This is a genomic window from Synechococcus sp. MIT S9452, assembly GCF_047304245.1.
In the GTDB taxonomy this organism is placed as follows: Bacteria; Cyanobacteriota; Cyanobacteriia; order PCC-6307; family Cyanobiaceae; genus RCC307.
Genome location: NZ_CP138956.1, coordinates 986,632 through 1,009,437 on the forward strand (window position 1 = coordinate 986,632; position 22,806 = coordinate 1,009,437).

Annotated in this window: 25 protein-coding genes; 16 read left to right on the forward strand and 9 right to left on the reverse strand. The window is 62.5% G+C overall.

What is annotated here, in order from left to right:
- Positions 1–38 precede the first annotated feature (38 nt).
- On the forward strand, positions 39–518 hold the full coding sequence (locus tag SIB46_RS05025) for a DUF721 domain-containing protein (RefSeq protein WP_413297434.1): 480 nt from the start codon (positions 39–41) through the stop codon (positions 516–518).
- On the opposite strand, the gene SIB46_RS05030 is transcribed toward SIB46_RS05025, so the two are convergent.
- The 5 genes from SIB46_RS05030 to SIB46_RS05050 are packed head-to-tail and all read right to left on the reverse strand — an operon-like array spanning position 515 to position 7,609.
- The gene (locus SIB46_RS05030; protein ID WP_413297435.1) at positions 515–2,329 is read right to left on the reverse strand and encodes an SLC13 family permease; all 1,815 of its coding nucleotides are present in this window, start codon (positions 2,327–2,329) and stop codon (positions 515–517) included. The two genes, SIB46_RS05025 and SIB46_RS05030, sit on opposite strands and share 4 nt — an antisense overlap.
- Positions 2,322–3,773 (reverse strand): mannose-1-phosphate guanylyltransferase/mannose-6-phosphate isomerase, encoded by a 1,452-nt coding sequence (locus SIB46_RS05035; protein WP_413297436.1) that lies wholly within the window; start codon positions 3,771–3,773, stop codon positions 2,322–2,324. Before SIB46_RS05035 ends, SIB46_RS05030 begins: the two co-directional genes overlap by 8 nt.
- A gap of 22 nt (positions 3,774–3,795) precedes the next feature.
- Complete coding sequence (locus SIB46_RS05040; protein WP_413297437.1) at positions 3,796–5,532, reverse strand: ArnT family glycosyltransferase; 1,737 nt, start codon at positions 5,530–5,532, stop codon at positions 3,796–3,798.
- A gap of 35 nt (positions 5,533–5,567) precedes the next feature.
- A complete protein-coding gene (locus SIB46_RS05045; RefSeq protein ID WP_413297438.1) occupies positions 5,568–6,647 on the reverse strand; it encodes a glycosyltransferase in 1,080 nt (359 codons plus the stop codon).
- Entirely contained in the window at positions 6,635–7,609 is a 975-nt protein-coding gene (locus SIB46_RS05050; RefSeq protein ID WP_413297439.1) for a DMT family transporter, read from the reverse strand. Before SIB46_RS05050 ends, SIB46_RS05045 begins: the two co-directional genes overlap by 13 nt.
- A gap of 27 nt (positions 7,610–7,636) precedes the next feature.
- Between SIB46_RS05050 and sppA the strand changes: the two genes are divergently transcribed.
- The 12 genes from sppA (at position 7,637) to SIB46_RS05110 (ending at position 15,990) form a co-directional block, all read left to right on the forward strand.
- Positions 7,637–8,422 (forward strand): signal peptide peptidase SppA, encoded by a 786-nt coding sequence (sppA, locus tag SIB46_RS05055; RefSeq protein WP_413297440.1) that lies wholly within the window; start codon positions 7,637–7,639, stop codon positions 8,420–8,422.
- The gene (gene aroH, locus SIB46_RS05060; protein WP_413297441.1) at positions 8,419–8,802 is read left to right on the forward strand and encodes a chorismate mutase; all 384 of its coding nucleotides are present in this window, start codon (positions 8,419–8,421) and stop codon (positions 8,800–8,802) included. Before sppA ends, aroH begins: the two co-directional genes overlap by 4 nt.
- A 79-nt stretch (positions 8,803–8,881) precedes the next feature.
- A complete protein-coding gene (locus SIB46_RS05065) occupies positions 8,882–9,463 on the forward strand; it encodes a DUF2808 domain-containing protein (protein WP_413297442.1) in 582 nt (193 codons plus the stop codon).
- Between the two features lie 93 nt (positions 9,464–9,556).
- Positions 9,557–10,084 (forward strand): DUF2808 domain-containing protein, encoded by a 528-nt coding sequence (locus tag SIB46_RS05070; protein WP_413297443.1) that lies wholly within the window; start codon positions 9,557–9,559, stop codon positions 10,082–10,084.
- Positions 10,085–10,130: 46 nt separating this feature from the next.
- On the forward strand, positions 10,131–10,268 hold the full coding sequence (rpmH, locus tag SIB46_RS05075) for a 50S ribosomal protein L34 (RefSeq protein WP_413297444.1): 138 nt from the start codon (positions 10,131–10,133) through the stop codon (positions 10,266–10,268).
- Positions 10,269–10,288: 20 nt separating this feature from the next.
- Positions 10,289–10,672, forward strand: a complete 384-nt coding sequence (gene rnpA / locus SIB46_RS05080; protein WP_413297445.1) for a ribonuclease P protein component — start codon at positions 10,289–10,291, stop codon at positions 10,670–10,672.
- Complete coding sequence (locus SIB46_RS05085) at positions 10,669–11,097, forward strand: PH domain-containing protein (RefSeq protein WP_413297446.1); 429 nt, start codon at positions 10,669–10,671, stop codon at positions 11,095–11,097. Before rnpA ends, SIB46_RS05085 begins: the two co-directional genes overlap by 4 nt.
- 39 nt (positions 11,098–11,136) lie before the next feature.
- Entirely contained in the window at positions 11,137–12,273 is a 1,137-nt protein-coding gene (gene yidC, locus SIB46_RS05090; protein WP_413297447.1) for a membrane protein insertase YidC, read from the forward strand.
- Complete coding sequence (locus SIB46_RS05095; protein ID WP_413297448.1) at positions 12,273–12,776, forward strand: YceD family protein; 504 nt, start codon at positions 12,273–12,275, stop codon at positions 12,774–12,776. The genes yidC and SIB46_RS05095 overlap by 1 nt, the downstream gene beginning before the upstream one ends.
- Positions 12,773–14,239 carry an AAA family ATPase gene (locus tag SIB46_RS05100; RefSeq protein WP_413297449.1) on the forward strand — a complete coding sequence of 489 codons (1,467 nt, stop codon included), beginning with the start codon at positions 12,773–12,775 and terminating at the stop codon, positions 14,237–14,239. Before SIB46_RS05095 ends, SIB46_RS05100 begins: the two co-directional genes overlap by 4 nt.
- 105 nt (positions 14,240–14,344) lie before the next feature.
- Positions 14,345–14,518, forward strand: coding sequence for a hypothetical protein (locus SIB46_RS05105; protein ID WP_413297450.1), 174 nt, complete (start codon positions 14,345–14,347; stop codon positions 14,516–14,518).
- A gap of 92 nt (positions 14,519–14,610) precedes the next feature.
- A complete protein-coding gene (locus SIB46_RS05110) occupies positions 14,611–15,990 on the forward strand; it encodes a DEAD/DEAH box helicase (protein WP_413297715.1) in 1,380 nt (459 codons plus the stop codon).
- Here SIB46_RS05110 and SIB46_RS05115 read toward each other — a convergent pair.
- Positions 15,964–18,000 carry an FAD-dependent oxidoreductase gene (locus SIB46_RS05115; RefSeq protein ID WP_413297451.1) on the reverse strand — a complete coding sequence of 679 codons (2,037 nt, stop codon included), beginning with the start codon at positions 17,998–18,000 and terminating at the stop codon, positions 15,964–15,966. The genes SIB46_RS05110 and SIB46_RS05115 overlap by 27 nt on opposite strands.
- 272 nt (positions 18,001–18,272) lie before the next feature.
- Here SIB46_RS05115 and SIB46_RS05120 point away from each other — a divergent pair, with 272 nt between their 5' ends.
- Positions 18,273–19,427 (forward strand): aminotransferase class V-fold PLP-dependent enzyme, encoded by a 1,155-nt coding sequence (locus SIB46_RS05120; protein WP_413297452.1) that lies wholly within the window; start codon positions 18,273–18,275, stop codon positions 19,425–19,427.
- Positions 19,428–19,439: 12 nt separating this feature from the next.
- On the opposite strand, the gene SIB46_RS05125 is transcribed toward SIB46_RS05120, so the two are convergent.
- Genes SIB46_RS05125 through yidD form a run of 3 tightly spaced genes read right to left on the reverse strand, consistent with a single transcriptional unit; the run spans position 19,440 to position 21,450 of the window.
- The gene (locus SIB46_RS05125) at positions 19,440–20,924 is read right to left on the reverse strand and encodes a UDP-N-acetylmuramoyl-L-alanyl-D-glutamate--2,6-diaminopimelate ligase (protein ID WP_413297453.1); all 1,485 of its coding nucleotides are present in this window, start codon (positions 20,922–20,924) and stop codon (positions 19,440–19,442) included.
- Between the two features lie 29 nt (positions 20,925–20,953).
- Positions 20,954–21,232, reverse strand: coding sequence for a glutaredoxin family protein (locus SIB46_RS05130; RefSeq protein ID WP_413297454.1), 279 nt, complete (start codon positions 21,230–21,232; stop codon positions 20,954–20,956).
- 5 nt (positions 21,233–21,237) lie between these two features.
- Positions 21,238–21,450 carry a membrane protein insertion efficiency factor YidD gene (yidD, locus tag SIB46_RS05135; RefSeq protein ID WP_413297455.1) on the reverse strand — a complete coding sequence of 71 codons (213 nt, stop codon included), beginning with the start codon at positions 21,448–21,450 and terminating at the stop codon, positions 21,238–21,240.
- Between the two features lie 119 nt (positions 21,451–21,569).
- Here yidD and rpsD point away from each other — a divergent pair, with 119 nt between their 5' ends.
- Positions 21,570–22,178 carry a 30S ribosomal protein S4 gene (gene rpsD, locus SIB46_RS05140; protein WP_413297456.1) on the forward strand — a complete coding sequence of 203 codons (609 nt, stop codon included), beginning with the start codon at positions 21,570–21,572 and terminating at the stop codon, positions 22,176–22,178.
- 163 nt (positions 22,179–22,341) lie between these two features.
- Positions 22,342–22,806, forward strand: coding sequence for a hypothetical protein (locus SIB46_RS05145; protein ID WP_413297457.1), 465 nt, complete (start codon positions 22,342–22,344; stop codon positions 22,804–22,806).

Consider the following 22,806-nt stretch of genomic DNA (forward strand, 5'->3'; position numbering starts at 1 on the left):
GCACAAAGCAGCGGGCAGACCCTAGCTAGCTTGGGCCGATGAGTCCTATCCAGAGGCCCACACCCCGTGCTCCGGCACAGCCCCTGGGGCAATGCCTTGGCCAGCTGGAGCGCCAATGGCAGAGCGAAGGCAGCTTGGCGGCCCTCTGGCAGGCCTGGCCTGAGATTGCCGGCGCCCAGCTGGCGCCCCATTGCCGGCCTTTGGCTTTACGGGGCAACACCTTGCTGGTGGGAGCTTCGCAACCCCAATGGCTGCAAGCCCTGCGCTACAGCCGCCATCAGCTGCTGGCGGTGTTGCGCAGCCGCGGCTACGCGGTTGGCCAGCTGCAGTTCCAGCAGCACGACGTCTCCAAAGCAAGCGAACCCTTCAGCGCGGAATTGGACCGCAGCTGGAGCGAGCACCCCTGCCGCATCACTGGAAGCGCCACCGACTGCCCCCGTTGCGGCGCCCCCAGCCCGAGCGGGGAAATTGAGCGCTGGGGCTGCTGCGCCCTCTGCCTGCATCAACCAGTCAGCTAAAGGCCGAAATGGCGGCAGATCAGCCAGGGGGTTAACAGGGTGAGCCCAATGGTGAGCGGTGCCCCGTAGCGGGTCATGTCGAAGAAGCGATAGCGGCCAGGCCCCATCACCATCAAGTTGCACTGGTAGCCAATCGGGGTGAGAAAGCTGAGGCTGGCAGCAAACAAGATGGCGTAGATGAAAGCCATCGGCGGCAGGGCCAAACCTTTGGCCAGCTCGGTAGCGATCGGTATGAGCAAGACAACCGTGGCGCCGTTGGTGAGGGTCTCGGTGAAGAGCTGGGCCAACAGGAACACCACCATCAGCACCAAGTAGTTGGGCCACCCCTGCAACGACTGCAGCAAGTCGACCGCCAACCCCCGCGCCAAACCGGTGCTTTGCATCGCCACGCTGAAACACACGATTGAGCCCAGCAGCAGGATCACGTCCCAGCGAATCGCCCGTTGCAGCTCACCTGGCCTGAGGCAGCCGGTGACCACCATTAACACAACGCCAAACAGCACCGAGGCCATCAGATCCAACACCTGCAGCATCGGCAGCAGGATCACAGCGATGCAGATGCCGATGGCGATGCCTTTGCGGCTGGTGGTGGGCAGATCTTTCTCAAGCTCATCGAGCAGCACCAGGTCATTGCGGTTCTGCAAGCCGCGAATCGTGTCGATCGGGGCCTGAATCAGCAGCACATCACCGGGCTGCAGCACCACACGGCCCAGCAGATCGCGGATCACATCGCGGCCGCGGCGCACGGCCACCAAGGTGGCGTTGTAGCGCTGGCGAAAGCGAAGCTCCCGCACACTGCTGCCGGCAATGCTCGAACCCGCCGGCAACAGCACCTCCACCAGGCGCATGGTTTGGCCCTCCTGCTGCTGCGGCATCGCTTGGCCGGCTACCGGCGCCAGGGCGATGGTGCTCTCCTGCTGTAAACGCAGCAGATCCTCTTTGCGGCAGCGCAAAAGCATGCGATCGCCGGCTTGCAATTCCAAATCCGCCAAGGGCGCACCGAAGCTTTGGCTGCCGCGGTGTAGCTCGAGCACATCGACATCAAAACGGCGCTGCAAGCGGCTGTTGTGCAGCGACTGGCCCACCAGCTCCGAACCCGGCGGAATCAACACATCGGTGAAATAGCCCTGCTTGGCCATCGCCGCCATCAGGTCGTCGTCTTGACCGCGATCGGGCAGCAAGCGATCACCCACCACCACCATGTAGAGGGCGCCCAATAGCCAAATGGGCAAGCCAATGGGAGTGAAATCAAATAGATCAATGCCGCCATAACCCAACTGCCGGCTGACATCACTGGCCAGCAGGTTGGTGGAGGTGCCCAGCAGGGTGATGGTGCCGCCGATCACCACAGCAAACGACATCGGCAGCATCACCTTCGACGGGGAAATCCCGCGGCGATGGCACCAGTTCTCCAGCACCGGAAGCAGGGTGGCGACGATCGGAGTGTTGGGAATGAAGCCCGACAGCGGCGAGACCACAGCCACTAACAGCAGGATCATGCGCCGCGGCGTACGCACCGATTCCGAGCCGAGAATCGCCCGCAAGCGATCTACCCCGCCGCTGCGGAACAGGCCCGCCGAAAGGGCAAACAATCCCATCAGGGTAATCAGGGCAGGGCTGCCAAACCCCTTGACCGCCTGCTGCGGGTCGAGCACGCCAAAGCTGACCAGCAGCGCCACGGCCAAGAGCCCCGTGAGCTCAGGCGCTAGCCAACCGCTGATGAACAGCACCAGCGAGGCAGCAAACACCAGCAGGGTGATTAACCCGTGCGGCGTACTGGCGGCAGCAAGAAAACCAGCGGCTTCAGGCACGGCTTACGGCCGTCGAGCGGCCGTAGACATCTTCGAGGCGGACGATGTCGTCTTCACCGAGGTAGGCGCCGCTTTGGATCTCGATCATTTCCACCGGGATCTTGCCGGGGTTGCTGAGGCGATGCTGTGCCCCTAAGGGGATGTAGGTGCTCTGGTTTTCACCAATCAGCTCCTCAACACCGTTCTTCTCCACTAGGGCCGTGCCGCGCACCACCACCCAATGCTCAGCGCGGTGGTGGTGCATCTGCAGCGACAGGCTGGCACCAGGCTTCACCGAAATGCGCTTCACCTGCCAGCGGCTGCCCTCAACGATGGAGGTGTAGTGGCCCCAAGGCCGGTAGATGCGGCGGTGGGCTTTGCCTTCTGAGCTGCCGTCGGCTTCGAGCTGCTGAACGATCGCCTTAACGTTTTGCGCCTGGCTGCGCTCAGCGATCAGCACCGCGTCATCGGTTTCCACCACCACCAGGTTTTCAACGCCCAGGCCCACCACCAGGCGGTGCTCACTGCGCAAGTAACAGTTGCGGCTGCCTTCAGAGATCACGCGGCCGCGCAACACATTGCCGTTCTCATCTTGGTCGGCGGTTTCCCACAAGGCGCTCCAACTGCCCACATCACTCCAGCCGGCATCGAGCGGCAACACCGAGCCCAGCGGCGTGCGCTCCATCACAGCCACATCCAGGGCCACCGACGGGCATTGGGCAAAGGCCTCACGATCAAGCCGCAGGAACTGCAAATCGGGGGTGTCGTGCTCCAGGGCCGAGCGGCAGCAGCTCACCAATTCAGGAGCCAAGCGCTCGAGCTCGGCGAGCATGGCGCTGGCGCGGAACAGGAACATGCCGCTGTTCCAGGTGAAGCGGCCACTGGCCAAAAACTGCTCAGCGGTGGCGCGATCGGGCTTCTCGACAAAGCGGGCAATCGGCACCGGAGCAGCGGCATTGAGGGCCTCAGCCGATTCGATGTAGCCATAGCCCGTCTCCGGGGCCGTGGGCACGATGCCAAAGGTCACCAGCCGGCCCGCTTCCGCCGCCGGAATCCCCGCTTCCACCGTGGCGCGGAACTTCTCAGGCTCACGAATCACATGGTCGGCTGCCAAAACCAGCAGCAAGGGGTCTTCACCACGGGCAGTGGCGCGCAATGCCGCCACACACACTGCCGGAGCGGTGTTGCGGCCCATGGGCTCCAGCAAGATCGACTCCGGCTCAACCCCGAGCTGGCGCATCTGCTCGGCCACGATGAAGCGGTGGTCTTCGTTGCAGATCAAGATCGGTGAGCCCAGGCCCGGCAAGCCATTGAGGCGCCGTTGGGTGAGCTGCAGCAGCGTGTCTTCGGCGTTATGGGCCAGGGCCCAATATTGCTTGGGGTAGCTGGCCCGCGATAGGGGCCACAGGCGGGTGCCCGTGCCACCACAAAGGATCACCGGCAGCAATGGAGAGGCCTTGGGCATGGACCTAGCCGAACGGGGGCGCTCAGTATCGCTCGGGGTTTGGCAGGCGCCAGGTGGATTCCACACCGGAGGCCGCCAAGGCCTGGCCGCGCTGCTGCAACGCCTCCAATGGCACGCGCCAGAGCCGGTAAATCCCAGCAGCACCGAGTTGCTGATGGGGCATGTCTTGCCAGTGGGGCAGTTCAGCGGTGGTGGCATCAATCACCACCAAGGCCGTGCCAGGCGCCTGGGGCGGCAACTGCTCGGCTAAATCCAGCAGGCCACTGGGCGGCCGGCCCACATAGAGCACCACCTTGCGGCTGTAGTAGTGCAGCGACGGCTTATTCACGCCGACCATCGCCAGCTGCTCGCCGGGCCGCTGCTGCAAGCGCACTTGCTCTGCCAACTGGCGCACGGGCTGCTGACGCCGCTGATCCACCAATTCACCGGTGGGCACCAAGCCCAGCACCTGCCAAGCGACCAAGGGAAGTTGCAAAGCCAAGAGCCAACTGCCTGGCCAGCGCCCGCCGCGGCGCCACAGCAACGCAGCACCGGCGATCGCCGCCAGGGCAAACAGCCCGCCACTGATCACCAACACCCCCGAGGCCTCCAGGGCCGGGCCCAGGCCAGGGATCTCCGGTGAATCGATCTGAACCGCCAGCGGCGCTGCGATCCAAAACGCGGCCGCCATCACCGCCGCCATCAGCACCGAGGCCCAACGGGCCCAGGTGAGCCAGCGACTGGGGGCATCGACCAGGGCAATCAAGAGGGCCGCTGCTGGCAGGGCAGGGAGCATGTAGCTGGGCAGCTTGGTGGCTGAAATCGAGAAAAACAGCACCACAAACAGCAGCCAGGCCAGGGCAAAGCGCGGCAAGCTCTGCTCCGGTTTCAACGGCCGCCGCCACCAGCAGCCCTGCAGCTGGCTGGCAATGCCCAGCAGCAGCAATGGCGTAAACGGCAAACTCGCGATCACCATTACCGGGGCGTAAAACCACCAGGGTCCGGCGTGGTTGTTCACCACCGCGGTGTAGCGCTGGAGGTTGTGGTAGCCGAAAAAGCTGTCCCAAAAGGGCTGACCTTCCACCAACAGCTCGAGCACGTACCAGGGAAGGGCCACCAGCACGGCCAAAGCCACACCAGGAACCAGGCGAACAGCGCGGCAGAGCCCACCGAGATCGCGCTGCCAAAACCCAAACAGCAGCAGGCTGGGCACGGCAATCACCAAGGCCACCGGCCCTTTGGTGAGAACGCCCAAGCCCAACACCAACCAGGGCCACCAAGGGAATGGGGCACGCGGGTGGGCGTAGGTGTGCCAAAGCCCGAGCATCCCAAGCCCAACGCAGGCGACGAGCAAAGGGTCACTCACTGAGACCCGGCCCCACACCAACACCAGCGGCGAGAGGCCAAAGGCCAGGGCCGCCTCCAGCGCCACCCATGGGCCCGAGCGGGGCAGCACCGTGAGCGCCAAGCCCAGCATCAAGGCGATCATCGCCAGGGCCGACGGCAGCGTGGAGGCCCAGCTGCCCAGGGGATCCCAACCGGCTGGCAGCAGGGCTGTGAAGCCGCCAATCAGCCAATAGATCAGAACGGGCTTGTCAAAGCGCGGATGGCCATTGACCCGGGGGGTGAGCCAGTCGCCGGTTTCCGCCATGGCCCGGCCCGAGGCGGCAAAGATGGCCGGTGTTTCATCCCACTGGCCCACCGCGCCAAGGCGCCAAACAAACAGCAGTGCCCCCAGCGCCAGCACAGCCAGCACCAGCCACAGTCGCTGCCGACGCATCAAAGACAAAGGCTGGGTTTGAAATGCAGGCCAGCCTATGCAGTCGCAACCGCTTGGTTGATCCAGGCTTCCAAGCGCGCGCCAAAGGCCTCCAGCCCAAAGCGGCGCTCCGCTTGGCGGCGGATAGCCAAACGATCCAGGGCTAGGGCAGCCGGCAGCTGCTGCAACAACGCCTCGGGTTGATCCGGCGGCGCCACAAAGCCCGTCAGGCCGTCTTCAATCAGCTCGGCTGGCCCGCCGCGCCGGTAGGCCACAACCGGTACGCCGCAGGCCATTGCTTCCACCACCACATTGCCGAAGGCTTCATTCCACTTGGGCGTGTTGAGCATCACGGCGCACTGGCCCAGCTCGCGCTGCAATTGCTCAGTCGGCAAAAACCCACGCCACTCGATGGTGCCGGCGGGCACTGAGGCCTCCACGGCCGCGGCATAGGCGGCGTTTTCCTTGAGCCCCCACACCCGCAAGGGCCATTGCTTGGCTGCAGCCACTTGGGCGGCATCTTCGAGACCTTTTTCTGGGGCAATGCGCCCCACCCAACCCAGGCAGGGCTGGGGATCGGGATTGAAGCTGTAGCGGCTGAAGTCAAAGCCGTTGGCCAGCAGCGTGGGGGAAGCTGAGAGATGGAAATCAGCCGCCTGGCTGGCGGTGTGGAAGGCCAGCTGCGCCGGGAACTGCTGGGCTGTTGCGGCGATGACCTGATCCATGGCCTCGCCAACGCTGCCCATGCTCACCAGATGGCATAAGGGCGTTTGGAACTGGGGCGTCAGCCACAGCGGCAGCCAGTCGTAGCCGAGGTTGAGCACCGCATCAAACTGCTGCTGCTCAGCCAGGGCGCGCTGCCAAAAGCGCGGCAACAAGCCATCGGCTGGAATCTCTATCGGCGCCTGACGCGGCTGGTGTTGCCAGCTGGGTTGCGGCACCCCAGGCTCCAGCCAGCTCTGCTGCAAGGGCGTGCCGGGCAGCTGGCTGCCTGACGCCACCACCAGCGAGAGGGCGTGGCCGCGGCGATGCAAGCTCTCCAGCACCGCTTCCAAGGTGAGCTCCACACCACCACCTAGGCCCTGTCCCAACGGGCCCATCGGGGTGCTGACCACCAGCAGCTTCAGGCCTGCCACAGCTCAGCACGGCGATTGATCAAGAGCACTGAGGCCAGCGCCAGCACCACCCCCAGCCACTGCAAGGGCTCGAGTTGCTCACCCAATAACACCAGGCCACTGGCAAGGGCAAACACGGGGGTCAAAAAGGTGAGGGCGGTGAAGCCGGTGAGATCTCCGCGGCTGGCAAACCAAAAGAACAGGCCATAGGCCAGGGCTGTTCCAAACAAGCTGGCATAGGCCATCCAGCCCCATTGCGCCGCGCTCAAGTGAGGCCAGTGCTGACCACTCACGGCCAAAGGGCCCTCCAGGCTGAGCAGCAACAAAGGCACACCCCCGAGCAACAGATGCCAACCGGTGATGGCCACCGGATCGCTATGGCGGCAGGCCCAGCGCGACAGCAAGGTGCCGCCGGCCATGGCAGCAGCTGCCGCAAGCATCAGCAGTTCACCAGCTCCAGGCAACAGGGAGCCATCGAGGGCGGGGCCATCGAGCCACCAATGCTGCAAGGCACCAGCTGGCAAGCCCAAACACAAAATTCCCGACAAGCCCAGCAGCAGGCCAAACCAACCAATCGGGTTGATGGCTTCCCCCAGCAGCGAGCGGGCCAGTAGCGCCACCAGCAGTGGCTGCGAATCAATCAACACCGATCCCAAACCGGCGCCGGTGCGCTCGAGCCCCTCAGCCAGCAGGCCATGGAACAGGGCGCCATCGACCAGGGCAAACAGCAGCAGCCACGGCCAATCGCGGCGATCCACCTGCCAGGGGCGCTGCAGCAAGCGGGCGACCAGCAGCAACACCACAGCCGCCGGCAGAATTCGCAACCAGGCCAGGGTCAGCGGCGAAATCTCCTGCAGCAGCGGTTTCATCGCTGCCATCGCCGTTCCCCACAGGGCAAAGGGCAGCAGCATGGCCAGCCAAGTGAGGCGCAGGGTCAACGGGGCCAGCAAGTCGGCGTTGAGCCTAGGCACCTCGCCCTGCATAGGATCCGCTGACCAACACCACGCCCCATGGTTTGGCCCCTGCGCCGCCAACGCCGAAAACGCATCGCCCGCATCAGCCTCACCGGGCCGATCGCTGGAGCCGCCCGCAAGCGGGTGGTGAAAGCGCTCCGCCAAGTGGAGGAGCGCAAGTTCCCTGTGTTGCTGCTGCGCATCGACAGCCCCGGAGGCACGGTGGGCGATAGCCAGGAAATCCATCAGGCCCTGCTGCGGCTGCGTGAGAGCGGCTGCCAGGTGGTGGCCAGTTACGGGAATATTTCCGCTTCGGGCGGGGTCTATGTGGGCTGCGCCGCCGACCGGATCGTGGCCAATGCCGGCACGATCACCGGCTCCATCGGCGTGATCCTGCGGGGCAACAACCTCGAAAAGCTTCTGGAACGCGTTGGCATCCGCTTTGAAACCGTCAAAAGCGGTCTCTATAAAGACATTCTCTCTCCCGATAAACCTCTCAGCGAGGGAGAGCGCTCGATCCTGCAGGCCTTGATCGACAGCAGCTACGGCCAATTCGTGGCGGCCGTGGCCCAAGGCCGCAAGCTCAGCGAGGAGACGGTGCGCAGCTTTGCTGATGGCCGCGTGTTTAGTGGCGCCCAAGCCCTGGACCTGGGCATGGTGGATCTGCTGGGCGATGAGGACACTGCGCGGCGCGAAGCGGCGCGGCTCGCTGGGCTCGATGAAGAGAAAAGCCAGCCTGTGGAGCTGGGCAAAGAGCGCGCCGGGCTTGTGCAAAAGCTGCGCCAAGAGCTGCAACTGCAGCTGGCTTGGGGCGGACAACCCCTGTGGCTGTTCCGGCCATGAACAACAACTGCTTGAACTTGCGGGCGCTGCGGGGCGCCACCACCGCCAGCGCCAACACCGCTGCAGCTATGACCGAAGCAGTGGATGAACTGCTCGATGCGCTGATCAACAGCAACGAGCTGCAGGGCGATCAAGTGCTGAGCGCCACGTTTTCCGTGACCGCAGATCTCGATGCCATATTTCCGGCCTCACTGGCGCGGCGGCGGCCGGGATGGGATGGCGTTGCCCTGCTGGATTGCCAGCAGATGCGCGTGCAAGGCGACCTGCCCCGCTGCATTCGGGTCCTGGTGCAGGCGCAGATGCCAGCTGAACAAACGCTGCATCACCCCTATTTGCGCGACACCCAACGGCTACGCCCGGACCGATCCAGTCACAACTGACAGCTGAACCGCCGGCCCATGGCCACCTGAGAAGGCTGCAGAGCCTCATGAGAATCATTCAACTGATGTTGGGCATCTCATGGCTCTGCGACTCCGCACCGTGCTTGGCCTGGGAGGCACCGCTGCTCTGGCTGGTGGAATTGCCCTGACTGACCTGAGCGAGGTGAAGGCTCAGAACTCTGCTGGCACCCCAGGCATTTCCTTCCGCTGGAACAACAACAAAGACTTCAAGAAGCTCTACTTCTTCATCTCGAATCAGGAGCGCGAGACCTGGTCGGACTACAAGCTCATCCTCAAAGGCAAAGACCGCAAGGCCGCGATCATCAAGCTCGATGTGACTGTGCCGTCCTACTTCGACTCAACCATCAACCCCAAAGAGGTGGCGTTGAAGTACTGCCAAGTGGGCGGTGCCCTTAAGCGCACCCGCTGCAAAGAAACGATCCCTGCCACCATTGAGCTGGCTAATGACGGCAAAACCCTGGAGATCTTCCCGGACAGCCCCGTTCCTCCGAACAAGGCCATCGGCGTGGTCTTCCCCGTCTACAACCCCGGCAGCGGCATGTATCAGTTCAATGCCTTGGCTCAAGCCCCTGGCGATGTGCCCATGGCTGGCTATTTGGGCAGCTGGGTGATTGAGATCACCGACGGGATCGACGGCTAACAGCCCGCTCAAGCCCACAAGAATCTCAACTCAAAGGAAGCAAAAAGGATGCGTTTTTCTCACGGTGTGATAGCTGCCTGCGCTGGCGCTGCCTTGGTCGCCGGCGGCCTGCAGATGCCGCAAGTGATGGCCCAGAGCTCAACGGGTGGTTTTGACATTCTCAACTTGCGCTGGAAGAACCGCGAAGGCTTCAAACCCCTTTATTACTTCCTCACAAGAACCAGACCCAACCAACGCTCCACCTACTTTTTGCTGATCAAAAAGAAGGACCGTGATCGCGCCATCATGAAGTTGGACGTGACCATCCCCAGCCATTTCAAAGCAAAAATCGAACCCAAAAACATCCGGTTCGCCTACTGCGAGGCCGGCAGCGTTTCGTCGCGCACGAAGTGTGGTGAGACCATCCCGGCATCCATCAGCTTGAACAATGACGGCAAGTTGATTGAGATCGTTCCCACCTCACCTGTTCCGACCGATCGCACCATCGGGGTTGAGCTCAAGCTTAGGAACCCCTATGGCCGCGGGATGTATCAGTTCAATGCGCTGGCCCAATCACCTGGGGAGGTCACCCTCGCTAGATACCTCGGCAGCTGGGTGATCGAACTGAAAGGAGGCGGCTGATCCAGCTGCTAAAATCACAGATCGGCCCAGTGTTTAGAGCAGTTCAATGACCAAGCGCACCCTCGGAGGGACCAGCCGCAAACGCAAGCGCGTCTCGGGCTTCCGCGTGCGCATGCGCACCCACACCGGCCGCCGTGTGATCCGCACCCGCCGCAAGCGCGGACGGGCTCGTTTAGCCGTTTGATCCGGCAACTGAGCTGAGCCTTGGTCTTACCGCAACGGCATCGCCTGCGCGGCCGTGGTGTTTTTGATTACCTCTATCAACGCGGGCAACGCTTTCAACAAGGCTTGCTGCAACTTCGTGTTGCCCCTGCTGCCCCTCAATTGCTGCGGGAACCTCCCACCGATCTTGAGGGTGAGCTGCGTTTTGGCGTGGTGATCAGCAGCAAGGTGAGCAAGCGGGCGGTTAAGCGCAATCGCCTGCGCCGCCGGCTGCACGAAGCGTTTCTGCGTCAAACATTCCGCTCAAACCTGCCGCCCACCTGGCTGCTGCTCAATCTGCGACCTGGAGCCGCTGAGCTCAGTGACGACAATCTCCTGGAAGAATGGTCCACACTGATCCAGCGTGCCGGGCTAACTGATTCATGAGTGTTGTCACCCCACCTGCAATCAAAGAGGAAATCCACTACGAAGGCGGGCCTGCACGCGGTGATCTGATCATCAACCTGATCTTTGGCGTCACCTTGATTGGTTTGCCCTTTGCCATTGGCGCCGTTGTTCGCGCCCTATGGCTGCGCTTCAAGGTGACCAGCCGGCGGGTGTCGGTGACCGGAGGCTGGCTGGGCCGTGACCGCAGCCAGGTGACCTACACCCAGATCAAAGAGGTGCGTTCGGTGGCTCGCGGCTTTGGCGCCTATGGCGACATGGTGCTGGTGCTTAAAGACGGTGCTCGCTTGGAAATGCGCGCCGTGCCCCGGTTCCGTGAGATGCAGGCCTACATCGAGGAGCGCATCGCCAGCAAAGGCAAGCCGGCCGATGCTCCCAGTGGCTTCACCGCCAGCAGCGACAGCTAACCGTCATCAGTCACACTCACCGTCATCCAGGTTCCTGCCGTGATCGGATACATCTCAGACAACGTCCTGCTGCCCATCCTGGATTTCTTCTATGGATTGGTGCCCAGCTACGGCCTGGCGATCATCGCGCTGACGGTGGTGATCCGTCTGGCTTTGTTCCCCCTGAGCGCCGGCTCGATCCGCAATGCCCGCCGCATGCGCATTGCCCAGCCGGTGATGCAACAGCGCCAAGCTGAAATCCGCAGCAAGTTCGCCAACAACCCCTCCAAGCAGCAGGAGGAGATGGGCAAGTTGATGAAGGAGTTCGGCAGTCCGCTGGCGGGTTGTCTGCCCCTGCTGGTGCAGATGCCGATCCTGTTTGCCCTGTTCGCCACCCTGCGGGGATCACCGTTCGCTGATGTGCCGTACAACATCAACGTCAAGGTGCTGCCGGCCGATCAAATCGCTGCGGTGGAAACCAAGCCGTTTAACAGCGCCAGCCACTCGATCTTTTTCACCGAAAACGATCACGTGCCTGTGATCGCCTCACTGCCCGGCGGCAACAAGCTCGGCGTGGGCGAGAGCGCCCAGGTGCAGCTGGCCTCGAAAACCGGCGAAAGCATTGATGCGATCGAAGAGCGCATCCACCCCAGCTTTGATCTGACCCCTCAATGGAAGATCACCAAAGGCGATGACGTGGTCAGCGTTGGCGCCGATGGCACGATCCAAGCCCTCAGCCCTGGTGATGCCACCGTTGAGCTGAAGCTGCCGGGCCTAGCGGCCCGCAGCGGCTTCCTGTTCATCAAAGCTTTGGGCCAAGTGGGCTTCATGGCTGATGGCGGCATCAACTGGGATATCGCCACCCTGGTGGCTGGCTTTGGCCTCACCCTGTTCCTCTCCCAGATCCTCTCGGGCTGGGGCATGCCGGCTAACCCCCAGCAGGCCACAGCCAACCGGATCACGCCCGTGATGATCACCGGCATGTTCCTGTTCTTCCCGCTGCCGGCTGGCGTGCTGCTCTACATGGTGGTGGCCAATATCTTCCAGGCGCTGCAAACCTTCCTGCTAATCCGCGAGCCCCTGCCGGACAACCTGCAGACGATCCTCGATCAGCAGCTAGCGAACCAAACAGTGGCCGCCAGTGCCACGGCCGTTTCTGCCGAGCGCCTGCCGTTTGAGCCCAAGGGCAAGCGCTGATGCGGCCAGTGGCCCTGCAGGAGCTAAAGCAGCTCGGCGATGGCAAACACTGGAGCGTGGAGCAACAGCTCAGCGAGCTGGACAGCATTGGACCGGTGAAGGGCTGGCTTAAGGCCCTTCACCGGGGTGATGACCTCTGGCTGGAAGCAGAGGCCACAGCGACGGTGGAGCTGGTCTGTGATCGCTGCCTCAAGCCCTACCCGCAGCCGCTGCAGGCCCGGGTGAGCGAATCGATTGCGCTGCAAAGCGGCGGCCCCGATGCCGAGCTCGAGGAGCTTGATGGCGCTGATGTGCCGCTGGAAACCCTCGATCCCAACGGCCGCTTTGATCCAGAGCATTGGCTGTTTGAGCAACTGAATCTGCAGTTGCCGCTCAAACGGCTGTGCTGCCCCAACTGCCCCGGGCTGCTGGTCGAGCAACAGAGCGAACCGGCGGTCAGCAGCGATGTGGTGGATCCCCGCTGGGCCCAGCTGCTGCAGCTCAAAGCCGAGGAGCAGCCATGAGCCGCTGGGGAGAGCAACTGGATCTGTTGATCCGCAGCCGCACGCCCATCCTCTGGATCCATCAGCAGGAGGAGGAGCGGTTGATCCGGCTGCTGGGCAATGCCTGCCAGCGGCTAGGCCAACGCACGCTGCTGCGCTGGGATTTCGTGGGCGGCCTGCAGGGGCTGCCCAACCACATAGGCCATGGCGCCCGCCAGCCGCTGATGGCGCTCGACAGCCTCGATCTTCTGGCCGGAGAGCAGCCAGCGATCTTGCTGCTGCTGGATTTTCACCGCTATGTGGAGGATCCAGCCATCTGCCGGCGGCTACGCAACCTGTCCAGCGAGTTGCGCCAAAAACCGCACACCCTGGTGATCTCTGCGCCGGATGCCAAGTTGCCGAGGGAACTGGAGAGCAGCATCGCCGTGCTGCCGCTGCCGCTGCCATCTGAAAGCGAAATCCAGGAGCTGCTCGCTGGAATTGCCCAAGCCGCCGGCAGCCAATTGAGCGGTGATGCCTTGGAGCTGCTGGTGAGCAGCTGCCGGGGCCTCAGTGAGCAGCGCATCCGCCAACTGGCGGCCCGCGCCTTGGCGCGCCACGGCTGTTTGGATGCCGCCGATCTCGATGATGTGCTCGAGGAAAAGCGCCTGGCTTTGGGCCGCAGCGACCTGTTGGAGTACTGCCCCACCGCCGCGGATCCCAGCGAGATTGGCGGGCTGAACCAACTCAAAACCTGGCTCGACCGGCGCCGGCTGGCCTTCAGCGCTGAAGCCCATGCCTATGGGCTGCCCCATCCCCGCGGGGTGCTGCTGGTGGGCCCCCAGGGCACCGGCAAATCGCTAACAGCTAAAGCGATTGCCCACAGCTGGGGCATGCCGCTGTTGCGGCTTGATCTGGGCCGGCTGTTTGCTGGATTGGTGGGGGCCAGTGAAGCGCGCACCCGCGACATGATCGGCACCGCCGAAGCCATGGCCCCCTGCATCCTTTGGATCGATGAGATCGATAAAGGCTTCAGCCTTGATGGCCGCAGTGATGGCGGCACCGGCCAACGGGTGCTGGCCACCTTGCTCACCTGGATGGCGGAGAAAGACACCCCGGTGTTTGTGATGGCCACAGCCAACGCCATTGATCAGCTGCCGCCGGAGCTGCTGCGCAAGGGCCGCTTCGATGAGATCTTCGTGCTCGATCTGCCCGACGGCAGCGAGCGCCGCGAGATCCTTGAATTGCATCTGCGCAAACGGCGGCCGCAGCACCAGCTGCCGCTCGACACCTTGGTGGATCGCACCAGCGGTTTCTCCGGTGCTGAGCTCGAGCAGGTGGTGCTCGAAGGCATGCTGAATGCCTTCAGCGAAAGCCGTGAATTTGGCGAAGCCGATCTGATCAGTGCCGCCGCTGATCTGGTGCCCCTAAGCCGCACGGCTCGCGAGCAACTGGAAGTGCTGCAGCAGTGGGCCAGCGAAGGCCGCGCCCGCCCGGCCCGCTGAGATTGCGCTAAGTAAAGTTATTTCGCGCGAGGTAACAAACCAGACCCCTTGTCAAGGCCAGCTGGAGACATCTCTCTACGTTCGTTTCAGACCTGTGCCAAGCGCGTGCAACAACCTCCCAGCCGTCGCGACGACATCACCCAGCAGCTGGCCTTTGCCGCCCTGGGCGCTGGGGTGATCACCACCGTGGCTGTGGCCCAAGGCCAAAACCCACTCACCGCTCTGGGCATCACCGTGTTCTCCGCCGTGGCTGCCGTCATGGTGGGCCAGGTTCTCTAAAAACAGGCACAAGTGAGCCGAGGGCGCTACAACAGCGAACCGGCTGAGGTGTTCTGATCCCCATCCCCTCCTATCAGCTCGGCAACACCGCAATCCAGCCGCGCCAATGGCAGCAGCAGCTGATCCAGCTGCTCAGACGCCGGCTAGAGCGCAACCAAACCAGCGATCAAGATGTGTTGGTGTTTGCTGGTCCTGGTGCCGGCAAAACCCTCGGCGCCCTATTGGCCTTCAAGGCCATGCAGCAAGAAGGGCGGCTTCAGCGCTTTGTGGTGTTCTGCCACCGCACCTCGATCTTGAGCCAATGGCAAAAGGCAGCGGAGCGGTTGGGCCTACGTCTGGAGGAATGGCCCTGCAGCGACCAAGCCGATGGCCTGCTGATCACCTACCAAGGCGCCGGCCGCCAGCTCGAGCAACTTCGCGAAGACCTGCGCCATTGGGGCCTTGCCGGCAGCTTGGCCATCGCCGATGAGGCCCATCACCTGGGCCTCGATCCCGATGAGCCCGACAACACGGCCTGGGGAGGGACATTTTTAGAGCTCACCCAACACTGCCGCCTGCGCCTAGGGCTCACTGGCACCCCGTTTCGCGCCGACAACTTGGCCTTTTGCGCGGCTCGCCGCATTCGCTTGCGCCAAGGCCATGAGCTGATTGAGCAGATCGTTCCTGATCTGGCGGTGGAACCCCGCGAGTTGATCGCAGCCGGTGATGTACGCCCGCTGGAATTTCGCTTTCAAGATGGCTGGGTGGAGCACAGCCGTGAAGGCATGCCGGATCGCGATGTCTCGCCACTATCAGCTGAAACGCGCGAAAGCTGGCGGGCCCGCAACCTGCGCCGCGCCATTGAACTCGGCGATGACAGCGGCATTGGCCAGCAGCTCCTGCTGCGGGCCCAGCGCAAACTCAAGCAGGTGCGTTTGCAGCACCCCAATGCCGCCGGGCTGGTAATCGCCCGCGACATCGACCATGCCCAGGCCATCACCACGCTCTTAAAAGAAGACGGCCACCGCGTTGATCTGGTGCACTCACAAGAGAGCGGAGCCGCTGAGCGGCTCAACACCTTTCAGCAGGGATCGGCCCAATGGCTCGTCAGCATCGACATGTGCGCCGAAGGCTTTGATGCCCCAAGGCTGCGGGTGATCGCCTACCTCACCACCGTGGTGACCAAAAGCCGGTTTTTGCAGGGCATCACCCGCGCGGTGCGGATGACACCAGAACTCGCCGCCCAAGAACCCACACCGCGCCATCCCTCGTTTGTGTATGCCCCCGCCGATCCGCTGCTGATGGGCTACGCCCGCACCTGGTCGCTGGCTGAGCCCTATGTGATTCAGCCCAAGCAGGAGCAGCTGGTTGACGTGCCCAGTGGCGGCAGTTGGCGCGGGCCCAGCTTGCCGCTCGAGGCTGTTGACGATGGGGCGAGCCAGTTGATCCGCATGCGCTCGCCGCAGCTACCCGGCTTTCTGCGCCAAGCCTGAGAGCGTGTCAATCGCAAGCATCGCGGCATTGCGATACACCTCATGCAAGGTGACGGCGGGGAAGGATTTGTATTGCAGGTCAAAGACGGTGTTGCCGTCAGCGACAAGGGAGGCCCCCAGGTGAATCAGTTCAGAGGCGCCTTCCCCGTAGACATGCACCCCCAAAATGCGTCCGTCCTGGCGCAGGCACACCAGCTTGAGGAAATAGGACGCCGGCAATGCCTTCAGCCGGCCGCGAATGGTGTCAGCAAAGGGCGCCAACACTGAAAACACCTCAGCTTCGCTGTAGGTGTTGTCGGCTTCGCGTTGGGAGCTGCCAACAAACGCCAACTCGGGGATCGCCCAGATGATCGAAGGGCTGGCATGGGACGGAGTGCTTTGGGCGGTCTGCTTGCTCTTCAGCACCAGCGAGGGCAGCACGTGATCCACCAAGCCCTGAGCCTGCATCACGGCCTTGCACGCCAGCCCACTGCCTGACACATCGCCAATCACATAGACCGATCCAGCTGTTGTGTCTAACTGCTGGTTCTCCAGCAGCGGCAAAGTTTTGAGCTTTGAGACATCCTCCGCCTCCAGCAGCTCCTCCATGCCGAGACCTGCGGTGGTGGGCACCCGCCCCACAGCTGAGAGCACCGCTGAGAAGCGGTGCTCGCTGATCCCCGTGGGCAGCTCCAGCTCCACCACAGGGCCTGCCTCATCAGCGCGCCACGCTTTGACACTGGCCTGGTAGAGGATCTCCACCCCTTTGGCTTCCAGATCACTCAGCAGCGCATCGCGCATGGCGCCATCGAGCATCGGCAGCAGCTCATCGCGGCTGCCGCGGGCAGCAACGCTCACCTGAACGCCCATCTCGGCAAAGATCGTGGCGTACTCCAAGGCAATGATTCCAGTGCCTTGCACAAACAAGCTGCTGGGTTTGCTGCGAAGCGACCCGATCGAATCGGAGTCATAAAAGCCAGCTTGCTCAAAGGGAATGCCCTTAAGGCGCCGAGCTTTGGAACCGGTGGAGACCACCACCTTGCGGGCCAACAGCTGACTGGGGGGAGTGATGCCATCAGAAACGGCAACCGTGGTAATGCCATCACCATCGCAACTGCTGATTTCACCGGTTCCTTTGAGGTGCGTGACGCCATAGCGCTGCAGTTGCAATGCCACCCGCTTGGCATCGTTCTGAGCAATCAACTGCCGAATCGCCAACACGTCATCCCAGGAGGTTGCCGAGCCGTGATCCATCGCCACTTCCCGCAGCACCTTGCTGCTCACGCCCGTGGGCGAACCAAAGCTGTCTTTGGGCTCCACCAAGGCCACCTTGAGCCCTTGAAACGACAGACGGCAGGCTGCCGTTAACCCTGCCGGCCCGCCGCCAATCACCACCGCATCCCATGGCGCGGAGTCAGAGGCAGCGTCATCGCTGCCAGAGAGCTGCTGCAGAAGCTGAAAGTTGGCCGGCCGGCGCAACAGAGCACGCTCTTCTAAATAATCCGCGGCCTGGGCCGCCAGACTTTCAAGAACTTCAATCTCACGCACGCCGAAATCAGGGCGCGGCACCACATCCACCACACAGAAGGTGCCAACAGCAAGTCCTTTGGAGGTGAGAATGGTGGCGCCGGCATAAAAATGCGCCGGCTTCAGCGTGATGCCGCCCTCACCATCGGGCCAGGGGATGGGATAGCCCCCCACTTGTTTAGCTTGCTCAAGAAATTCAGCAGGGTAACTCGCACCATCACCGCGCTCAAGAAACTCCTTGAGATCAGGAATCACCAAATGGTTCGATTCCATGATTGTGTACTGGCAAATGGAGCACTCCCTGGGGGTGAGCATCTCCTTGAAATCCAAGGGATCACAGGCCTGCGACCCCTGCGGATCCACCGTCACGGTGAGCAAACGCTGGGTGTTGTCTTCAATGAAGCCAATAAAGGCCACCGGCATCTTCAAAAGCGAGCGGGCAGCATTGCGCAGGGCCACCAATTCGGGTTGATGTTCTGAATTGGCTTGGTTTAACCCAGTCACCGCATCCAAGCGCTGGGGTTCATTCGCCGGCTTGGGATTGGCTCCCCTGAGTTGATGCGGACGATTCAGTTCGCGCTGATTATGAACATCATTGGAATTACTTTTACTGGGAGATTGATCAACAACACCTTTAGCCTTTTGAATCACTTTTTGGAGGACTGATTGAAGGCCGGCCATTAAACAAATAATTTGCGCCATTGTGCAGGAAGCGGATCAGCTTGCAAAGGCCCCTCCCATCCGCTTGAACCGCACCACGCCTGCACGCCGCCGCCATGCCAGCTGAACAGCTCAGATCACTGCTGCCGGCGCTGGGCAATAAGCACTACTTCAACTACGGCGGCCAAGGCCCCCTGCCCACGCCATCGCTGGAGGCGATGGTGGCCTGCTGGGGGGAGTTGCAACGGCTGGGGCCCTTCAGCCGCGATGTGTGGCCATTTGTGGAGGCCGAAACCTCGGCCCTCAGGCGGCGCTTGGCCCAGCTCTGTGGCGTGCCGCCCCACCGGCTCAGCCTTACTGAAAACGTGACCAGCGGCTGCGTTTTACCGCTCTGGGGCCTGCCGTTTGAGCCGGGCGACAGCCTGCTGCTCAGCGATGCGGAACACCCGGGCGTGGTGGCCGCGTGCCAGGAGCTGGCGCGGCGCCAAGGCTTGAGTATCTCCTGGTTCTCTGCCCGCGATTGCCGCAGTGATCAAGCGGTGCTGGAGTCGCTGGAGGCGTCCCTGGAGCGGAGCACGCGGCTGGTGGTGCTCTCCCATCTGCTCTGGAACAGCGGGCTTGCGATGCCAATCGAAGCGGTTGCTGCGCGCCTCAAGCAGCACCGCCGTCAGCCCTGGCTGCTGGTGGATGCCGCCCAATCGATGGGCAGCTTGGAGCTCGGCAGTGTGCCCAAGGCGGCTGATATCTATGCCTTCACCGGCCACAAGTGGTGCTGCGGGCCAGAGGGCCTTGGCGGTGTAGCGCTCTCAGAGCGCGTGCTCGAACAAAGCCAGCCCACCGTGATCGGCTGGCGCAGCCTGCGCAATGAGAACAGCAGCGGCAGCCAGTGGCACCATGACGGGCGCCGCTTTGAGGTGGCCACCAGCTGCATTCCACTGGGCGCCGGCCTGCGCAGCTCGTTGGACCTGCTGGAGCAACTGGGCAACGCCCAGCAGCGGCAAGCCTTGATCTGTGAGCGCAGCGCGCGCCTCTGGAATGGTCTGCAGCAGATCCCGGCGGTGCACACCGTGGTGCAGGAGGCCCCGCCAGCCAGCGGCCTGGTGAGTTTCACCCTGGATCACACCCCAGCCCCTGAAGCCGTGAGCGCTTTAGCGGATCAACACTTCCAGCTGCGCAGCCTGGAGGATCCGCTCTGCCTGCGGGCCTGCACCCATGCATTCAGCTCCGATAGCGAGATCGATCAGCTATTGGCGGCCATTGCCCAGCTCTGAGGTTCGCCGGCCTTAGGCCTTGAGGGCTTTGGCCGCTTCTTCGCGGTCATCGAAATGCACCTTGGTGGTGCCGAGGATTTGGTAGTCCTCATGGCCCTTGCCGGCGATCAGCACCAGATCTCCAGCTTTGGCTTGGCCGATGGCTTGGGCAATCGCTGCCGCTCGATCGGCCACCACAACGCAGGGGCTCTCAGCAGGAATCCCAGACACCACGTCATCCAAGATCTGCTGAGGGTCTTCCGTGCGGGGGTTGTCGGAGGTGACCACCAGCGCATCAGCGAGCTGAGCAGCAATCGCCCCCATTTGAGGCCGCTTGCTGCGGTCGCGATCACCGCCGCAGCCAAACACGCAAATGAGCTTGCCTTCGGCAAACGGGCGCGCTGCCTGCAAGGCGTTGTCCAACCCATCAGGGGTGTGGGCGTAGTCCACCAGCACGGCGGGTTGATCAGGCCGGTGGGGCACCCGCTCCATCCGCCCCGGCACCCCGTTGAAGCTTTCCAGCGCCTGCAGCAGCCCATCACAGGGCAAGCCATGCTGCAGCAGCACCCCCACCGCTTGCAGCAGGTTCATCAAATTGAAGCGGCCCACCAACGGCGAGTGGAACGGAACATCGCCAGCCGGGCCATGCAAAACGCCTGTCACCCCTGTTGCGCTGAACTGCAGGTCATCCATGAACAGCTCAGCGCTGGCATCCTCCAGTGAACTGCGCCAGCACTGGTCCCCCAGCCGCTGCGCCAGCCGGCGGCCATGCAGGTCATCGCTATTCACCACCGCCTGACCTTGCAGATAAGGAGAAGCAAAAAGCTGGGCCTTGGCCTCGAAGTAGTCCTCAAGCGTGGGGTGATAGTCGAGGTGGTCTTGGCTGAGGTTGGTGAACACCGCGCCCGAAAAAGTGCAACCCGCCACCCGGGCCTGATCCAGGGCATGGGAACTCACTTCCATCGCCGCCATGGAGCAACCCGCCGCCTTGGCAGCCGCCAGATCAGCCTGCAATTGATCGGCAAAAGGTGTGGTGTGCACCGCGGTGCGGCTATTGCCCGGCCAGCGGTTGGCCAAGGTGCCCATCAAGGCGGTGGGGCTGCCGCAGGCCAGCGCCAGGTGCTCAATTAGATGGGTGGTGGTGGTTTTGCCGTTGGTGCCGGTGACCCCAATCAGCGACAACTGACCGCTGGGGTGATTCCAAAACGCCGCGGCCAAGCGGCCAGCGGCCGCCGCCACAGGATCAGCAACCACCAGCACCGGATCACCAGGAGCCGGGGGCTCGTGCTGGGCCGCAGCAGGGCCGATCACAGCAGCGGTGGCCCCTTGCTGCAGCGCCGCGCGCCAGAAGCTGCCGCCATCGACGCGCTCGCCGGGCAAGCCCACGAACAAGGTGCCAGGGCGAATGCGCCGGGAGTCGCAGCTGAAGTCCGTCACCACCGGGTCGGGCAGCTGCTGGGGAACGCTCAAACCGGCATCTCTGATCAGGAGATGCAAGCGCGATGCCGCAGAAGCCATGCCGCAAAGGAGGTGGTGGCCAACGAGTTTTAGGCGGGATTGAAGTTGTTGAGGTTCTTCTGCAACCAATCAGCGAGTCGGTCGCCGCTGAGCCGTGGCGGCACCCGCGCCAACACCTGACCCGATGCGGTCATCAGCACCGGCACCTCCATGCCAAAGCGGGCTTGCAACTGCGCATCCCCGTCCACATCCACACGCTGCAGTGGCGGGGCCGGATCCAACGCCTCGAGCCGCTCCTGCAGCCCCTCACACAGGCAGCAGCCCTGGCGGGTGAGCAAGGTCAGCGCTGGCCAGCTCGGATCAGCCATCGCCTTCACTCCGGCACCGGGTCATAGCCGCCTTCAGCAAAGGGATGGCAGCGCAACAAGCGTTTCAAGCTGAGCCAGCTGCCGCGCAGGGCGCCATGGCGCTGCACCGCCTCTACCGCATAGCTGCTGCAGGTGGGCACATAGCGGCAGCGGGGGCCCAACAGCGGTGAAATCAGACGCCGGTAGATGGACAGCAGCAGCAGCAGCACTGCTGCCAAAGGGCCAACTGCAACAGGCTCCCCTTCAGCAGGTAAGTTGTTGGATTGTTCAGGCTTGCACTCGCACACCGAGAAAGGCCTTGATCAAATTCCTGTCCATCCTGACGCTCTACTGATTTATGTCTCGCTACCGCGGTGCCAGATTGAGGGTGACGCGGCGCTTGGGAGACCTTCCCGGTCTCACCCGTAAGGCTGCCAAACGGTCTTACCCCCCCGGTCAGCACGGCCAAGCCCGTCGCAAGCGCTCCGAATACGCCATCCGCCTGGAAGAGAAGCAGAAGCTCCGCTTCAACTACGGCGTGTCCGAACGGCAGCTCGTTCGCTACGTGAAGAAGGCCCGTGCCCAAGACGGCTCAACGGGAACCAACCTTCTCAAGCTGCTGGAAAACCGCCTCGACAACGTTTGCTTCCGTCTCGGCTTCGGACCCACCATCCCCGGTGCCCGTCAGCTGGTGAACCATGGCCACGTGACCGTGAACGGCCGCGTCGTCGACATCGCTAGCTACCAGTGCAAAGCCGGTGATGTGATCGCGATCCGCGAGAAGAAGCCCAGCAAGAAGCTGGCTGAAACCAACCTGGAATTCCCAGGATTGGCCAACATCCCGCCCCACCTCGAGCTCGAGAAAACCAAACTCACCGCCAAAGTGGTGGGCAAGTGCGAGCGCGAATGGGTCGCCCTTGAGATCAACGAACTGCTGGTGGTGGAGTACTACTCCCGCAAGGTCTGATCAATGGCCTCAAAGCGAACCAACCATCCCCGTCCAAGTGGCGGGGATTTTTTATATCTTGCCATTGCACTGCCAACCAGTGGAGCCAGAGAGTCAAGGCAAACAACAGTTGATTTTCAATCAAGATCATCCCGCTATGGTTTGAAAGCACAATGGCCAAGCGATGAGGATCACCCCGGCACGATTGCGCGCATTTGGATTAGCCGGCACTTTTGCAGGACTTTCGACAATTCTTTTAGCTTGCGGAGCAACACAGCCTGTGAAACTGAGCTGCCGAGCCCAGTTTGTTGATATCAAGGATGGTTCATCAGCTGATTACAACTTTGCACTGGATCTTGACCCTGCAAAGAGGCAAGGTCAGTTTATTCCAGCTAGCGAAGCCGCAAAAAAAATCAGCGAACCCGCATTCCAAGACAACAAACTTGAGTTAGAGCTTGAACCCGAATCACTTCAAGTCACCCACAAAACAAAATGGAACCAACGCCTAGTGCTTGCATTTGACCGCACTAATTACAAGCTGAAAAGCTACGACAACCAACGCAAAAAGCTTTCAACAGGTTGGATTCTTGCTGAACCTGGCGTTACTAACTTGACCTGCAAATCTCCCAAGGCAGCAGAGCCCAGTTAG

What these genes read in the sequence shown, in the direction of transcription:
- SIB46_RS05025 (WP_413297434.1), top strand. Translation starts at nt 39, where the DNA reads ATGAGTCCTATCCAGAGGCCCACACCCCGTGCTCCGGCACAGCCCCTG.
- SIB46_RS05035 (WP_413297436.1), bottom strand. Translation starts at nt 3,773, where the DNA reads ATGCCCAAGGCCTCTCCATTGCTGCCGGTGATCCTTTGTGGTGGCACG.
- SIB46_RS05040 (WP_413297437.1), bottom strand. Translation starts at nt 5,532, where the DNA reads ATGCGTCGGCAGCGACTGTGGCTGGTGCTGGCTGTGCTGGCGCTGGGG.
- SIB46_RS05050 (WP_413297439.1), bottom strand. Translation starts at nt 7,609, where the DNA reads ATGCAGGGCGAGGTGCCTAGGCTCAACGCCGACTTGCTGGCCCCGTTG.
- sppA (WP_413297440.1), top strand. Translation starts at nt 7,637, where the DNA reads ATGGTTTGGCCCCTGCGCCGCCAACGCCGAAAACGCATCGCCCGCATC.
- aroH (WP_413297441.1), top strand. Translation starts at nt 8,419, where the DNA reads ATGAACAACAACTGCTTGAACTTGCGGGCGCTGCGGGGCGCCACCACC.
- SIB46_RS05065 (WP_413297442.1), top strand. Translation starts at nt 8,882, where the DNA reads ATGGCTCTGCGACTCCGCACCGTGCTTGGCCTGGGAGGCACCGCTGCT.
- rpmH (WP_413297444.1), top strand. Translation starts at nt 10,131, where the DNA reads ATGACCAAGCGCACCCTCGGAGGGACCAGCCGCAAACGCAAGCGCGTC.
- SIB46_RS05085 (WP_413297446.1), top strand. Translation starts at nt 10,669, where the DNA reads ATGAGTGTTGTCACCCCACCTGCAATCAAAGAGGAAATCCACTACGAA.
- SIB46_RS05095 (WP_413297448.1), top strand. Translation starts at nt 12,273, where the DNA reads ATGCGGCCAGTGGCCCTGCAGGAGCTAAAGCAGCTCGGCGATGGCAAA.
- SIB46_RS05100 (WP_413297449.1), top strand. Translation starts at nt 12,773, where the DNA reads ATGAGCCGCTGGGGAGAGCAACTGGATCTGTTGATCCGCAGCCGCACG.
- SIB46_RS05120 (WP_413297452.1), top strand. Translation starts at nt 18,273, where the DNA reads ATGCCAGCTGAACAGCTCAGATCACTGCTGCCGGCGCTGGGCAATAAG.
- SIB46_RS05125 (WP_413297453.1), bottom strand. Translation starts at nt 20,924, where the DNA reads ATGGCTTCTGCGGCATCGCGCTTGCATCTCCTGATCAGAGATGCCGGT.
- SIB46_RS05130 (WP_413297454.1), bottom strand. Translation starts at nt 21,232, where the DNA reads ATGGCTGATCCGAGCTGGCCAGCGCTGACCTTGCTCACCCGCCAGGGC.
- rpsD (WP_413297456.1), top strand. Translation starts at nt 21,570, where the DNA reads ATGTCTCGCTACCGCGGTGCCAGATTGAGGGTGACGCGGCGCTTGGGA.
- SIB46_RS05145 (WP_413297457.1), top strand. Translation starts at nt 22,342, where the DNA reads ATGAGGATCACCCCGGCACGATTGCGCGCATTTGGATTAGCCGGCACT.